The following is a 14,950-nucleotide window of genomic DNA, read 5'->3' on the forward strand; positions in this document are numbered from 1 at the left end:
CCAACACTCCTCATGAGATGCCGAGTTCGCTTTCGATGAAGCTGAAGATTTCGTCGTCGCTGGCCGACTCGATGGCCGCGAGGACGGGTTCGTCCCGGAGCGGCTCGGCGTCGGGCGCGGTGTGCCGCGGGTCCTGGGGCCGCTGTGCGGGCTCCGGTGGGGCGAGCCGGTCGAGCACCCGGTCGGTGACGGCCGCCGGGGTGGGGCAGTCGAACAGCAGGGTGGTCGGCAGGCGCAGTCCGGTGGCGGCGTTGAGCCGGTTGCGGAGCTCGACCGAGGTGAGCGAGTCGAAGCCGAGCTTGGAGAAGGCGCGTTCGGGTTCGACGGCCTCGGGGGTGCCGTGGCCGAGGACGACCGCGGCGCACTGGCGGACGAGTTCGAGAACGGTGTGCCGGCGTTCCTCGGGATCGAGGCCGGCCAGCCGCTGCGCGAGTCCGTCAGGGTGCTGCGGGGCGCCGGCCGCCGCCTGGGCGGCTTCGGTCCTGCGGGCCGGTACGCGGACCAGGCCGCGCAGCATCGGGGGCGGTGCGATGCCCTCGCCGGCCGCGCGGACGCGCAGGGCCGTGGTGTCCAGGGCGACCGGGACGAGCAGGGGCGCCGCGTCGGCCAGGGCCGTGTCGAGCAGCCGGAGTCCCTCGTCGGAGGCGAGGGGTGCGACGCCGGAGCGGGCCATGCGGGCGATGTCCGTGTCCGTCAGTTCGCCGGTCATTCCGCTGGCCTGCCGCCACAGGCCCCAGGCCAGGGAGACGGCGGGCAGCCCCTGGGCCTTGCGCCGGTGGGCGAGGGCGTCGAGGAAGGCGTTGGCGGCGGCGTAGTTGGCCTGGCCGCCGAGGCCGAGGGTGCCGGCGACGGAGGAGAAGAGGACGAACGCGGCCAGGTCCAGGTCGCGGGTGAGCTCGTGCAGGTGCCAGGCCGCGTCGGACTTGGGGCGCAGGACCCGGTCCACCTGCTCGGGGGTCATGGCCTCGACGGTGGCGTCGTCGAGGAGGCCCGCGGCGTGGACGACGGCGGTCAGCGGGTGGGCGGGGTCGATGCCGTCGAGCGTGGCCCGGAGGGCGGTGCGGTCGGCGGCGTCGCAGGCCGCCACGCGGGCTTCGGCGCCGAGTGCGGCGAGTTCCGCCACGAGTTCGGCCGATCCGGCTGCCGCCTCGCCCCGGCGGCTCGTCAGGAGGAGGTGGCGGGCGCCGTGTGCGGTGACGAGGTGGCGGGCGACCAGACGTCCGAGCGTTCCCGTGCCTCCCGTGATCAGTACGGTCCCGTTCTCGTCCAGCGGGCGCCGGGAGGCGTCCGCCGCGGGTTCGGCGTGGACGAGGCGGGGCGCGTGGGCCTGTCCCGCCCGCAGGGCGAGCTGGTGCTCGGCGCGGGCGAAGGCGGTGGTCACGGCGGCGGGGAGGGCGGCGGCGGAGGCGTCGTCGGAGGCGACCGCGTCGGTGTCGACCAGCGCGAACCGGTCCGGGTACTCGGTCTGCACGGTACGGATCAGGCCCCAGGCGACGGAGGCGGCGAGGTCCGTGACGCCGGCCGTGGGCGCGGTGGCGACCGCTCCCCCGGTCACCACGGCGAACCGGGTGGCCGCCAGGCGCTCGTCGGCGAGCGCCCGCTGGACGGTGTCGAGCAGGTCCCGGGCGATCCGGTGCCCGGTGGCCGCCGGATCGGCGGCCACGTGGGCGGGGTCGGCCGCCGCGTGGGCCGGGTCGGCCGGGTCCGTGGCGACGGGGACGACCAGCAGGTCGGGGGCGCGCTCCCCCGCGTCGAGTCCGGCGAGCAGCGCGGTCAGGTCCTCGTGGGCGGCGGCGGTGTCGAGGCCGGGTACGGCGCCGGGGAGGCCGAGGACCGCGACGGTCCCGAGTCCCGTGGCGGACGGTGCCGCGTCGAGCGGGACCGGGGTCCAGCGGACGGCGAAGAGCGTGTCCGAGCGCCGGGCGAGTCCCGCGAGCCGCTCCGGTTCGACCGGGCGCATCACCAGCGCGTCGACGGTGGCCACCGGCTGTCCCGCCGGGTCCGCGACCGACACGGCGACGGCGTCGTCGGCGGTGCGGGAGAGGCGCACCCGGAGGGTGGTGGCGCCGTGGGCGTGGAGCCGGACGCCGTTCCAGGCGAACGGCAGCAGGGGGCCGCCCGTCGTCGCCGGGGCCGTGCCCGTAGCCGGGGCCGTGCCCGTCGCCGGGTCGGCGTCGAGCAGGCCGATCGCGTGCAGGGCGGCGTCCAGGGCGGCCGGGTGGAGGCCGAAGTCCTCGCCGGCCGTGCCGGGTCCGGGCAGCACCACGTCGGCGTACACCTCGTCGCCCAGGCGCCAGGCCGCCCGCAGTCCCTGGAACGCGGGGCCGTACTCGTACCCCTGCGCCAGCAGTTCTCCGTAGCGGTCGCCGAGGTCGAGGGGCCGGGCACCGGCCGGGGGCCAGACCGCGTCGGCCGGGGCGCCGGCCGGGGCCGGGGCGCCGGGGGCGAGCCAGCCGTCGGCGTGCCGGGTCCAGGGGCGTGCCGGGCCGTCGCCGGGCTCCTCGGTGCGGGAGTGCACGGAGACGGGACGGCGGCCGGAGGCGTCGGCGGGGCCGACGACGACCTGCAGCCGGACGGCCGTGTCCTCGGTGAGGACGAGCGGGGCGTGCAGGACGAGTTCGTCGAGGTCGGCGTGGCCCACGTGGGAGCCGGCGTGCAGGGCCAGGTCGACGAAGGCGGTGCCGGGCAGCAGGACGGTGCCGAGGACGGCGTGGTCGGCGAGCCAGCGGTGGTCGCGCGGTGCGATCCGGCCCGTGAGGACCACGGGGCCGTCGTCGGCGAGGTCGAGGCAGGCGGTGAGGAAGGGGTGCCCGGCCGCCGCCAGGCCCAGGTCGTCCGGGGTCGTGGTGCGGCGGGCCGGCTCCATCCAGTGGCGCTCGCGCTGGAACGCGTACGTGGGCAGGTCCACGCGGCGCGGGCCGTGCAGTTCGTAGAGCCGGGTCCAGTCGACGGGGAGTCCGCGGACGTACGCCTCGGCGGCGGAGGCGGCGAAGCGGCGCAGGCCGCCGTCGTCGCGGCGCAGCGACCCGACGGCCAGGAGGGGTTCGGTGCCGGTCTCGGCTTCCACGGTCTCCTGGATCCCGGCGGAGAGCACGGGGTGGGCGCTGACCTCGACGAAGGACGGGTGGCCGTCGCGGGCCAGCAGGGCGACGGTCTCCTGGAAGCGGACGGTGCCGCGCAGGTTGCGGTACCAGTAGGCGGCGTCGAGGGGCTCGTCGCCGATCCGGCGGGCCAGCAGGGTCGAGTAGAAGGGGATGTCCGGGGTGCGGGGTGTGATCGGGGCCAGGGCGGTCAGGACGTCGTCCTCGATCTCCTCCACGTACGCCGAGTGCGAGGCGTAGTCGACGGGGATGAGGCGGGCGCGTTCGCCCGCGGCCCTGCACGCCTCGACGAGTGCCTCCAGGGCTTCGGGCTCGCCGGCGACGACCGTGGACCGGGGGCTGTTGAGGGCGGCGATACCGAGGCGGTCGCCCCAGGGGGCGAGGTGCTTCTCGGCCTCGTGGGCCGGGAGGGCGAGGGAGGCCATGCCGCCGCGGCCGGCCAGGCGGCGACCGATGGCCCGGCTGCGCAGGGCCACGACACGGGCCGCGTCCTCCAGGGACAGCGCACCGGACACGTACGCGGCCGCGATCTCGCCCTGGGAATGACCGACCACCGCGGCCGGCTCCACGCCCCACGCACGCCACAGGGCCGCGAGGGAGACCATCACCGCGAAGGACACCGGCTGGACCACGTCGACGCGGTCGAAGGACGGGGCGCCCTCGGCGCCGCGCAGGACGTCGGTCAGCGACCAGTCCACGAAGGGCGCCAGGGCGGCTTCGCAGGCGTCGATCGACGCGCGGAACGCCGGTGCGGCATCGAGGAGTTCACGGCCCATGCCGATCCACTGGGCACCCTGGCCGGGGAACACGAACACCGCGCCGGAACCGGCCCGGCCGCTCGTCTCACCGCGGATGACGGAGGCGGACTCCCCCGCGTCGGCGAGCGCCCGCAGGCCCGCCTCGAGCTCGGTACGACCGGCGCCGAGCACCACCGCACGCCGCTCGAAGGCGGTGCGGGTGACCGCCGACGAGAAGCCGAGGTCGAGCGGCGACAGGTGCGGGTCCGCTTCGAGGTGCTCGGCGAGCCGGGCGGCCTGGGCGCGCAGGGCGCTCTCCGACCTCGCGGACAGGACGAGCGCCGCGGGGGCGTCGGCGTCGCGCGCCGGGGCGGCCGGCCGGGGCTCGGGCGTCGGTGCCTGTTCGAGGATGACGTGGGCGTTGGTGCCGCTGATGCCGAAGGAGGAGACCGCGGCGCGGCGGGGGCGGCCGGTCTCCGGCCAGTCGACGGCCTCGGTCGTCAGCTCGACGGCGCCGGCGGACCAGTCCACGTGCGGGGACGGCTCGTCCACGTGCAGCGTCTTGGGGACCAGGCCCTCGCGCAGCGCCATCACCATCTTGATGACCCCGCCGACGCCGGCCGCCGCCTGGGTGTGTCCGACGTTGGACTTCAGCGAGCCGAGGAGCAGGGGGCGGCCCTCGGGCCGGCCCTGCCCGTAGGTGGACAGGAGCGCCTTGGCCTCGATGGGGTCGCCGAGGCGGGTTCCGGTGCCGTGCGCCTCGACGACGTCCACGTCCGTGGCCGTCAGGCCCGCGCGGTCCAGGGCCTGGCGGATCACGCGTTCCTGGGCGAGGCCGTTCGGGGCGGAGAGGCCGTTGCTGGCGCCGTCCTGGTTGATCGCGGAGCTCCGGAGCACGGCCAGGACGGTGTGTCCGGCGCGTACGGCGTCGGAGAGGCGCTCCAGGACGAGCATGCCGACGCCCTCGCCCCAGCTGGTGCCGTCGGCGGAGGCCGAGAAGGCCTTGCTGCGGCCGTCGGGGGCCAGGCCCCGCTGCTGGCCGAACTCGACGAACATGCCGGGCGTGGCCATGACGCAGGCGCCGCCCGCGAGGGCGAGGGTGGACTCGCCGCCGCGCAGGGACTGCACCGCCATGTGCAGGGCGACGAGGGAGGAGGAGCAGGCGGTGTCGACGGTGACCGCGGGACCTTCGAGACCGAGGGTGTACGCGATGCGGCCGGAGGCCACGCTGGTGGTGCCGCCCGTCAGGAGGTAGCCCTCGGCGCCCTGCTCCGGTTCGTGCAGGCGCGGGCCGTAGTCCTGGGCCATGGCGCCGACGTAGACGCCGGTGCTGCTGCCGCGCAGCGCGTGCGGGTCGATGCCGGCCCGCTCCAGGGCCTCCCAGGAGGTCTCCAGGAGCAGCCGCTGCTGCGGGTCCATCGCGACCGCCTCGCGCGGCGAGATCCCGAAGAACCCGGCGTCGAACCCGGCGGCGCCGTAGAGGAAGCCGCCCTCGCGGACGTACGACTTGCCGGGCTTCCCGGGCTCGGGGTCGTACACGCCGTCCAGGTCCCAGCCCCGGTCGTCGGGGAAGGCGCCGACGGCGTCCGTGCCCGAGGCGACGAGCCGCCACAGGTCCTCCGGCGACTCCACGCCGCCGGGGAACCGGCAGCCCATGCCGACCACGACGATCGGGTCCTCGTCGGTGCTCGCCCGGGCCGCTTCGGCGGGGCGGTCCTCCTCGGCCGGTTCGGTGAGTTCGGCCAGGAGGTGGTCCACGAGGGCCTGGGGGGTGGGGCGCTCGTAGACGAGGGTGGTCGGCAGCGGGAGCGCGGTCGCGGCCCGGAGGCGGTTGCGCAGTTCGAGGGCGGTGGTGGACTCCATGCCCTGGTTCTTGAAGGCGACGGCGGGGTCGACGGCGCCGGGGCCGTCGAAGCCGAGGACGACGGCCGTCGTGGAGCACACCAGGTCGAGCACCCGGCGCCGGCGCGCGGCGGCGTCCAGGGCCGCCAGTTCGGTGCGGAGCGAGGGCTCCTCGTCGGCGGTGTCGTGGTCCTCGCGCGGGGCGGCGGAAGCGGCGGCCGTGGTGGGGGTGGCAGCCGTGGTGGCGGCCGGGGCCGGTGCGGCGGCGTCGAGTTCGGGCAGCCAGTGGCGGCGGCGCTGGAAGGCGTACGTCGGCAGGTCGACGGGGTGCGCGTCGGGGAAGCAGCCGGCGAGGTCGACGGGCAGGCCGTGGACGTACGCCTCGGCGAGCGACTTCAGGAGCCGGTCGGGGCCGCCCTCGTCGCGGCGCAGGGTGCCGACGGTCGCCACGCGGATGGCGCGGGCCTCGGCGACGTCCTGGACGGCGGAGGTGAGGAGCGGGTGGGCGCTGGACTCGACGAAGGCCGTGTGGCCGTCGGCGAGCAGGGCCTCGACGGTCTCCTGGAAGCGGACGGTGCCGCGCAGGTTGCGGTACCAGTAGGCGGCGTCGAGGGGCTCGTCGCCGATCCTGCGGGCCAGCAGGGTCGAGTAGAAGGGGACGTCCGGGGTGCGGGGCGTGATCGGGGCCAGGGCGGTCAGGACGTCGTCCTCGATCTCCTCCACGTACGCCGAGTGCGAGGCGTAGTCGACAGCGATGCGCCGCACCCGGACGCCCTCGTGCTCCAGTTCGACGGCGAGGGCGTCGAGGGTGTCGGGTTCGCCGCAGACCACGGTGGCCGAGGGGCCGTTGACGACGGCGATCTCGACGCGGGCGAAGGAGCCCCGGAGGCGCCGGGCGACCTCTTCGGCGGGCAGGGCGACGGAGGCCATGCCGCCGCGGCCGGCGAGCCGGCGGCCGATGGCCCGGCTGCGCAGGGCCACGACGCGGGCCGCGTCCTCCAGGGACAGCGCACCGGACACGTACGCGGCGGCGATCTCGCCCTGCGAGTGGCCGACGACCGCGGCCGGCTCCACGCCCCACGAGCGCCACAGGGCCGCGAGGGAGACCATCACCGCGAAGAGGACGGGCTGGACCACGTCCACGTCGTCAAGGGACGGGGCGTCCTCGGCGCCGCGCAGGACGTCGGTGAGGGACCAGTCCACGAAGGGCGCCAGGGCGGCTTCGCAGGCGTCGATCGACGCGCGGAACGCCGGTGCGGTGTCGAGGAGTTCACGGCCCATGCCGATCCACTGGGCACCCTGGCCGGGGAAGACGAACACCGCGCCGGAACCGGCCCGGCCGCTCGTCTCACCGCGGATGACGGAGGCGGACTCCCCCGCGTCGGCGAGCACGCGCAGGCCCGCCTCGAGCTCCGTACGACCGGAGCCGAGCACCACCGCGCGGTGCTGGAAGCCCGTTCGCGTGACGGCCAGCGAGTGGCCGAGGTCGGCGTCCGTGGCGTCGGGGTGGGCGGTCGTGTGGGCGAGCAGTCGGGCGGCCTGGGCCCGCAGCGCGGCTTCGGTGCGGCCGGAGAGCACCCACGGGGTCGTTCCGAGGGGCGCGGCCGTCGCGGTCCGTACGGCTGCCGGGCGGGCGCCGGCGGGTGCCTCGCCGAGGATCAGGTGGCAGTTGGTACCGCCCATGCCGAAGGAGGACACCCCGGCGTGGCGGGCCCGGCCCGGCTCCGTGGTCCAGTCCGTCAGGGCGGTCTGGACGCGGAGGCCCAGGCGGTCCATCGGGATGGCGGGGTTGGGGGTGACGTGGTCGAGGGTGGGGGGAAGCTGCCGATGGCTCAGGCAGAGCGCGGTCTTGACGAGGCCGACGATGCCGGCGGCGCCTTCGAGATGGCCCACGTTCGTCTTGGCGGAGCCCACGGCGAGGGGCTGCCCGCCGTCGGCGCGGAGGGCCGCGCCGAGCGCGGCGGCCTCGATCGGGTCGCCGACCGGGGTGCCGGTGCCGTGCAGCTCGACGTACCCGATGTCCCCGGGAGCGACGCCCGCCCGTCGCAGGGCGGTGCGGATCACGTCCGCCTGGGCGTCGGGGTCGGGCACCGTGAGCCCGGCGCCGCCGCCGTCGTTGTTGACGGCTCCGCCGCGGATGACGCAGTGGACGCGGTCGCCGTCGGCGAGGGCGTCCCGGAGCCGCTTGAGGACGACGGTGGCACCGCCCTCGCCCCTGACGTAGCCGTTGGCGCGGGCGTCGAAGGTGTAGCTGCGGCCGTCCGGGGACAGGGCGCCCATGCGCTCCATGCCCAGCGTGCTCTCCTCGGCCAGGATGAGGTTGACGCCGGCGGCGACGGCGACCGTCGACTCGCCGCGCCGCAGGCTCTCGCAGGCGAGGTGGACGGCGACGAGGGAGGACGACTGGGCGCAGTCCACGGTGAGGCTGGGGCCGCGCAGTCCGAGGAGGTACGAGAGGCGGTTGGCGATCAGGCCGCGGTGCAGGCCGGCGGCGGTGAGCCCGGAGATCGCGGCGGGCCCGGTCCGGCGCACCAGCGTGGCGTAGTCGTCGTTGATCACGCCGACGAAGACACCGGTGGGGGTGGAGCGGAGGCGGTCCGGGACCAGCCGCGCGTTCTCGAGCGCCTCCCAGGCGAGTTCGAGGGTCAGTCGCTGCTGCGGGTCCATCGCGGCGGCCTCGCGCGGCGAGATCCCGAAGAACGCCGCGTCGAACTCGTCCTTGGCCGCGATGAATCCGGCCCGCCTGCCGGTGCGCTCGTCCTTCGTGACCGCGCTGGTGCCGTCGGCCAGGAGGGTCCAGAACGCCTCGGGGGAATCGGCGCCCGCGACCCGGCAGGACAGGCCCACGACGGCGACGGCCTCGTCGGCGGTCTCGTGGTCGGGGGTCGCGGTCCCCTCTTCTGAACGCATGTGAACTCGTGTCCCCTCGTCGTGGGCATGGCGGGTCGTGGGCATGGCGGGGGGGGGGGGGGGGGGGGGGGGGGGCGGGGGCCTGGCAGGCAGGTCGGGAGCCCGGCAGGCGGGCCGGGGGCCCGGCAGGCAGGTCGAGAGCCTGGCAGGTGGGCCGGGGGGCCGACAGGTGGATCGGGGGCCCGGCAGGTGGGTCGGAGGCCCGGCAGGTGGGTCGGGGCCGGCCGGCTCCGGCCGGCCCCGGGGCGGTGTCAGCTGGAGAGCACGGCCTTGAGCGTGGTGCCGTCCGCGACGGACCTGAGCGCGGCCTCGTGGTCGGCCAGCGGGTAGGAGGTCACCAGGCTCGCCAGGTCGAACCGCGCGCTGAGCGCGGGCAGCAGCTTCACGTACTCGGTGAGATGGGCGCCGGTGAAGGCCCAGGACCCGATCACGTCGAGCTGCCGGTGGACGATCTGGTGCGGGTTGAGCAGGGTGTCCCCGGCGTCCGTGTACTGGCCGATGATCAGGTACGCGCCGCCCCTGCGGGCCAGGGTGAGGCCCTGGGCGACCGCCACCGGGACTCCGGCGCACTCGATCACCAGGTCGGCGCCGTGGCCGCCGGTCTCCTCGCGGACCCGGTCGAGGGCGGCGTCCGTGCCGCCCGGTCCGGTGATGTCGATGTGCACGTCGCCGATGCCCGCCTTCGCCGCGAGGTCGAGCCGGCCCCGCGGGCCGCCGACGACGATGACCTTGGCCGCTCCGGCGAGCTGGGCGAGCGCGGCCGCGGCGAGTCCGACGGGGCCGCTGCCCTGGACCACGACGACCTCGCCGACGCGCACCGGGCGGCGCTCGTACAGGGCGTGGACGACGGTGGGGCCCGCGCAGGCGAAGGACATGGCCGCGATCGGGTCGATGCCCTCGTCGAGGCGGACGACGGTGGCGCCCTCGTGCAGCACGATCGCCTCGGCCCAGGCGCCGGCGAGCGGGGAGCCGTCGGCGAGGGCCCGGTTGACGCCGTAGGTGCGACGGTTCTCGCAGAGGGTCGGCTCGCGGTGCAGCCGGCAGGGCACGCAGGTGCCGCAGGCGATGGAGGAGGCCCACATCACCGTGTCGCCGACGGCCAGTTCGGCGCCGGTGGCGTCACGGCCCGGGGTGCCGGGGCCGAGCTCGACGACAGTGCCGAGGCCCTCGTGGCCGAGGACCAGCGGGGTGGGGATGGGGAGGTGTCCCGCCTTGAGGTGGAGGTCGGTGCCGCAGACGCCGCCGTGGCGGCAGGCGACGACCATCCCGCCGGCCGGGGCCGCGGGGACGTCGAACTCCCTCAGTTCCAGCGGCTCGCCGAACCGCTCCAGGACGACGGCCTGTGCGCGCTTCATGCCGCGGCTCCTTCGAGGGCGTCGAGGAACGGGGCGTCGAGGGCGCGCAGCGGGTCGGTGTCGCGGCAGACGACGTAGTCGGGGCGCGGCTCGCCGTCCCAACGGGGCAGGTTGGTGGTGTCGTTGTACGTCATGATGAGCAGTCTGCGCGGGAACGGCGACATGTTCGGGGCCGAGCCGTGCACGATCTCGGGCGAGAAGAGGACGACCGATCCGGCCCGCCCCTTGGGGCTGACCATGCCGCGTTCGGCGACGAGCCCGGAGAGCTGCTCCTCGCTGAGGGCGATGTCGTCGGGGTCGAGGTGTTGGGCGGACTTCGCGGTGGCCTTGCGGGCCTTGTTGACCAGGCCGGAGCGGTGCGAGCCGGGGAGGAAGATGACGGGCCCGTTGAACTCGTCGACGTCGTCGAGGAAGACGGCGACGTTGACCTGGAGCGGGGCGGGCAGGTTGTCGGCGATCTGCCAGGCGACGTAGTCCTGGTGCCAGGACCACTTCTCGCCGCCGAAGGCGGGCTTGGCGTTGATCTTGAACTGGTAGACGTAGACGTCGTCCGTGAGGAGCTGCTGGACCGGGACGAGCAGCCGGGGGTCGCGGACCAGGCCGGCGTACTCCGGCTGACGGTGGTGGGAGGCGTACACGGCGCGCACCTCGTCGCGTCCCTCCTCGGCGACGCGCTGGGGGCCGGGGACCCGGCAGTCGCGGTCGAACGCCTCGCGGAGGCGGGCGATCTCGTCGTCCCCCAGCGCGGAGTCGAGCAGGAGGAATCCGTCCTCCTGATAGCGGTCCATCTGTTCCTGGGTCAGACGCATGCGAATTCTCTCCAGACGTTTCAGGCGTTTCGGGAAGCGAGAGGAAGGGGAAGGAGGGGGACGGGCCCCGGCTTTCGTGGGCCGGGCGCCTATCCCATGAAATTCCCGCCGTCGACGATGAGTTGCTGCCCGGTGACATAGCCGCTTTTGGCGTTCACCAGGAATTCCAGAGCATCGGCGATGTCCTGCACCGTGCCGATTCGCCGGGAGGGAATGGTGCGCAGGATCTCCGCGCGCCGCCCGGGGTCGTCGAGCCCGTAGCGCTCCACGACTTCCGGGGTGTCCGTGAATCCGGGAATGAGGGAGTTGACCCGTACCGCGGGGGCGAGTTCCAGGGCGAGGCACCGGGTCAGGTGGAGCAGCCCCGCCTTGGCCGCGCAGTAGTTCGCCCCGTTGGCGCGGGGTCGGATCCCCGTGGTGGCGCCGATGTTGACGATCGACCCCCGTCCCGCCTCGACCATGGCCGGGGCGAGCGCCCTGGTCAGCCGGAACGGTCCCGAGAGGTTGGTGGCCAGGACCTGGTCCCAGTCCTCGTCGATGAGGTCGAGGAAGGGGCGGTCGCGGTTGACGCCGGCGTTGTTGACCAGGACGTGAGGTGCGCCGCCGGCCGCGAGGATCCGCTCGCAGCCCTCCGCGACGTCCCGGGGGCGCGCGACGTCCATGCGGACCGGCTCGATCGCCCCCTCGCTCTCGGCCGCCGCCCGCATCGCCGCGGCCTCGTCGTCGCGGTAGAGGGCGTAGACGTGGTGGCCGAGGGCGGCGAGCCGCAGGCTCAGGGCGAGCCCGATCCCGCGGGTGCCGCCGCTCACCACCGCTGTGCGTCGTGTCATCGTCAGGACCAGTACTGGAGGGTGCCGCCCGCGGTGACGCCCAGGAAGAAGGAGAGGGCCACCCGCCGGCCGGGGCCTTCGTTGCCGCGCACCGCGTGGTAGTTGCGCGGGTCGAAGAGGACCGCGTCCCCGGCGCCGGGGCGCACGGTGACGCTGGGTTCCCGCTCGGCCAGGCCCTCGGCGTAGCCGTAGCCGTCGCGGACGTCCTCGTCGCCGGGCTGCCAGCGGCGGCGGTAGATCCGGGTGGCGCCGCCGCCCTCGGGCATGGACAGGTACCAGTTGAACCCGAGCTGCGCGATGACCGGCTCGTCGAGGGCGCCGGGCAGTTCGCGGGCGATCTCGTCCCAGTGCATCTTCATGCCGCCGGTCGTCTCGCGGATCATGCCGGCGTACATGGGCCGGCCGTCCGCGGTCGCGGGCCGCATCTCGCCGCCCCAGGCCCCGCGGATCCGGTCGACGGCCGTGTCGAGCGGGTCGCCGCCGTCGAGCAGCGTCGAGCGGTGCAGGGCGGACTCCCGGGCGTCCTGCCAGTAGGCGTCGCCGAGTCCGTGGACGTCGTAGTGGTCGTACGCCGCGGGGCCCAGCTTGGGGATGCGCGGGACGACGATCTCCTCGTCGTAGGATCCCATCGGGCAGTTGTCGAGTCCGGTCAGGACGCTGCCGCATTCCTCGGGGCTGCCGAAGTTCTTGATGTGGACGGCGCCGAGGGTGCCGGCCGCCAGCCTGACGAGGTGGTCGCGGGTGAGTTTCTCGGCGCTTTCGACGGTTTCCACGTCGAAGAGGACGTAGATGGGCGTCTGATTGCTGCTGACGTTCTCACGCGTCGGTACGGTGGTTGTTCCCACAGGTTCTCCAGATGATCGCTCGAGGAATAACCGTCTGTCTCTCGTGTTTCCCTCGACTTCGACGGTACGAGGGGCCGGTCGCCCCGTTGCACCCCTATCGGCCCCTAAGCCTTCAGGGGGTCGATGTGTGCCGTGAGGGTGGCGATGACCTCGCGCTGCCGCTCGGCGAGGTAGAAGTGCCCGCCGGAGAAGACCCGCAGGGCGAAGTCGGCCGTGGTGTGGTCCCGCCAGGCGGCGGCCTGCTCGGCCGTGACCCGGGGGTCGACGTCGCCGATGAGGGCGACCACGGGGCAGTTCACGCGGGCGCCGGCCTCGGGCCGGTAGGTCTCCACGGCGGCGAAGTCGGCCCGGATCGTGGGCACGACGAGCTGGAACAGCTCGGGGTCGTCCAGCATGCGCACGTCGGTGCCGCCGAGCTTCTGCAGTTCGGCGAGGAGGGCCCGGTCGGGGAGGCGGTGGATGCCGTCGTCCCGGCTCAGCGCGGGGGCGCGCCGGCCGGAGGCGAGGAACAGGTCCGGTGCCCGGCCCGTGCCGAGGCGTTCCAGGGCGCGGGCGGTCTCGAAGCCGACGACGGCGCCCATGCTGTGTCCGAAGAAGGCCAGGGGCCGGTCCGCGGGGACGCGGGCGGCCAGTTCCGCCGCGATGGTCCGGGAGAGTTCGCCGACGCTCTCCATACAGGGTTCGCGGTGGCGGTCCTGGCGGCCCGGGTACTGGACGGCGATGACGTCGTACCGGGCCGACAGCGCTTCGGAGTACGGGTAGTAGAAGCTGGCGGACCCGCCCGCGTGCGGGAAGCACACGAGCGTGGCGCCGGCCCGGGCCGGGGTGCCGTGGTAGCGGCGCAGCCACGGCCCGGGGTGGTCGAGCGGGAGGGTGCGCCCGCCGGTGGCGGACGGGCTCGTCGCGGTCACGAGGCCACGAGGTCGCCGCGGAACAGCCCGGAGCCCTCGGGGGTCTCCGCCGGGTCGGAGCCCAGGTGCCGGACGGTGTTGTGCTCGTCGACGAAGACGACCCGCGGTTCCAGCTCGCGTGCCTGGGCGTCGGTGACGGTGGCGTACGCGATGATGATCACGAGGTCGCCGGGGCTGATGAGGCGGGCGGCGGCGCCGTTGATGCCGATGACGCCCGAGTCGCGCGGGCCCTCGATGACGTACGTGGACAGCCGGTTGCCGTTGTCGATGTCGACGATGTCGACCTTCTCGCCGGGCAGCAGGTCGGCGGCCTCCATGAGTTCGGCGCTGATGGTCACCGAGCCGACGTAGTGGAGGTCGGCCTGGGTCACCTTGGCGCGGTGGATCTTGGACTTGAACATGGTTCGGTACACGGTCTTCTCGTCTCCTGAGGACTGGTGGTGGGAGGTGTTCGGGAGGGGGTCAGCGCTCGCCCATGCGGCGGCGCAGGCCGAGCGGGCGCAGGTCGGTCCAGTCGGCGGCGATGTGGTCCAGGCAGTCCTCGCGGGTGCCGGTGAACCCGACGGTGTGCCAGCCGGCCGGCGGCTCCTGGTCGGAGGGCCAGACGGAGCGCTGCTCCTCGTCGTTGACGACGACGGACCAGGTGGGGGCGGTGGTCGCGGCGGTCATCGGGCGTCACCGGCCGGCTTGGTGCCGGAGAACATGAAGAACACCAGCATCATCGAGGCGTCCGGGCGGGCCAGGAACTCGTCCATGGCGTCGGCGGTGACCTCGCAGGGCCGCTGGGCGGCCGGGTTGACGGCGACCATGGCGGCGGTGCGGGAGCGGACGTTCAGCTGCGGGGCGAGGACGTCGAGGCCGACCTCCTCGCTGGAGATGGCGATCGCCTCGACCTTGATGTCGGTGAAGCCCGCGGCCTTCATCAGCTGCCCGAGCTCGCGGCCGATGAGACGGTTGCCGCCCCGGCTCGCCTGGAGCTGGATGCGCAGCTTGACGACCTCGTCGAACTCGGGCAGGTCGGGCTGCGGGTGCAGCAGGCCCCACAGGGCGTCGTCGACGTCGGTGACGACGAGCTTGCCGCCGGGGCGCAGGGTGCGGTGGATCTCGGCGAGCGCGTCGGGGGTGTGCGGGACGTGCTGGAGGACCAGGCGGGCCAGGGCGAGGTCGTAGCTCTCGTCGGGCAGGCCGCTCTCCAGGACGGAGCCCTGGACGAGGGTGAGCTGCTCGGGGCGGGCCGGGGTGAGGTGGCCGCGGGCGTGCTCGATCAGGTCCTCGTTCAGCTCCAGGGCGGTGAGGGTGCCGTCCGGGATCTCCTCCAGGAGGCGCTCGGTGATGTAGCCGGGGCCGGGGCCGATCTCCAGGACGTCGGCGTCGGTGGTGAGGCCGAACTCGCGCAGGGTGCGGACCTCCTTCTGCCAGGAGGCGGCGACCTGCTGGCGCAGGCGGTGGATCTCGTTCTCCGGCGCGTGGTGCTCGCCGGGCTTGTAGTACGAGGAGGGGCGGGACAGGTCGGCGCCCGGGACCTCGGAGGCGTCGGTCTGCGGGGTCTGGGTCACGGTGGTCATGGGGTTCGGTGTCTCCGTCGGTAGGGGTTCGGCAGGTGGGTCGGG

General features: G+C 74.6%; 9 protein-coding genes. All 9 read right to left on the reverse strand.

All coding sequences use genetic code 11. From position 1 onward, the window contains the following. Positions 1-10: 10 nt before the first annotated feature. On the reverse strand, positions 11-8,590 hold the full coding sequence (locus SVTN_RS03375; RefSeq protein WP_052498920.1) for a type I polyketide synthase: 8,580 nt from the start codon (positions 8,588-8,590) through the stop codon (positions 11-13). A 251-nt stretch (positions 8,591-8,841) separates the two neighbouring features. Continuing rightward, positions 8,842-9,945 (reverse strand): zinc-binding dehydrogenase, encoded by a 1,104-nt coding sequence (locus SVTN_RS03380; RefSeq protein WP_041127742.1) that lies wholly within the window; start codon positions 9,943-9,945, stop codon positions 8,842-8,844. Continuing rightward, on the reverse strand, positions 9,942-10,754 hold the full coding sequence (locus SVTN_RS03385) for a phytanoyl-CoA dioxygenase family protein (protein ID WP_041127743.1): 813 nt from the start codon (positions 10,752-10,754) through the stop codon (positions 9,942-9,944). Before SVTN_RS03385 ends, SVTN_RS03380 begins: the two co-directional genes overlap by 4 nt. Before the next feature lie 89 nt (positions 10,755-10,843). Beyond that, positions 10,844-11,584 carry an SDR family NAD(P)-dependent oxidoreductase gene (locus SVTN_RS03390; protein ID WP_041127744.1) on the reverse strand — a complete coding sequence of 247 codons (741 nt, stop codon included), beginning with the start codon at positions 11,582-11,584 and terminating at the stop codon, positions 10,844-10,846. A 2-nt stretch (positions 11,585-11,586) separates the two neighbouring features. Continuing rightward, positions 11,587-12,429 (reverse strand): 2OG-Fe(II) oxygenase family protein, encoded by an 843-nt coding sequence (locus tag SVTN_RS03395; protein ID WP_052498921.1) that lies wholly within the window; start codon positions 12,427-12,429, stop codon positions 11,587-11,589. Between the two features lie 104 nt (positions 12,430-12,533). Beyond that, on the reverse strand, positions 12,534-13,340 hold the full coding sequence (locus tag SVTN_RS03400) for a thioesterase II family protein (protein WP_078908167.1): 807 nt from the start codon (positions 13,338-13,340) through the stop codon (positions 12,534-12,536). Further along, positions 13,337-13,753, reverse strand: a complete 417-nt coding sequence (gene panD / locus SVTN_RS03405; protein ID WP_041127745.1) for an aspartate 1-decarboxylase — start codon at positions 13,751-13,753, stop codon at positions 13,337-13,339. Before panD ends, SVTN_RS03400 begins: the two co-directional genes overlap by 4 nt. Positions 13,754-13,802: 49 nt before the next feature. Further along, entirely contained in the window at positions 13,803-14,009 is a 207-nt protein-coding gene (locus SVTN_RS03410; RefSeq protein ID WP_041127746.1) for an MbtH family protein, read from the reverse strand. Continuing rightward, positions 14,006-14,905, reverse strand: a complete 900-nt coding sequence (locus tag SVTN_RS03415) for a class I SAM-dependent methyltransferase (RefSeq protein WP_041127747.1) — start codon at positions 14,903-14,905, stop codon at positions 14,006-14,008. The genes SVTN_RS03410 and SVTN_RS03415 overlap by 4 nt, the downstream gene beginning before the upstream one ends. Between the last annotated feature and the right edge of the window lie 45 nt (positions 14,906-14,950).

Source organism: Streptomyces vietnamensis, from assembly GCF_000830005.1.
In the GTDB taxonomy this organism is placed as follows: Bacteria; Actinomycetota; Actinomycetes; order Streptomycetales; family Streptomycetaceae; genus Streptomyces; species Streptomyces vietnamensis.

Coding starts and splice junctions, on each gene's coding strand:
- SVTN_RS03375 (WP_052498920.1), bottom strand. CDS start 8,590: ATGCGTTCAGAAGAGGGGACCGCGACCCCCGACCACGAGACCGCCGAC.
- SVTN_RS03380 (WP_041127742.1), bottom strand. CDS start 9,945: ATGAAGCGCGCACAGGCCGTCGTCCTGGAGCGGTTCGGCGAGCCGCTG.
- SVTN_RS03385 (WP_041127743.1), bottom strand. CDS start 10,754: ATGCGTCTGACCCAGGAACAGATGGACCGCTATCAGGAGGACGGATTC.
- SVTN_RS03390 (WP_041127744.1), bottom strand. CDS start 11,584: ATGACACGACGCACAGCGGTGGTGAGCGGCGGCACCCGCGGGATCGGG.
- SVTN_RS03410 (WP_041127746.1), bottom strand. CDS start 14,009: ATGACCGCCGCGACCACCGCCCCCACCTGGTCCGTCGTCGTCAACGAC.
- SVTN_RS03415 (WP_041127747.1), bottom strand. CDS start 14,905: ATGACCACCGTGACCCAGACCCCGCAGACCGACGCCTCCGAGGTCCCG.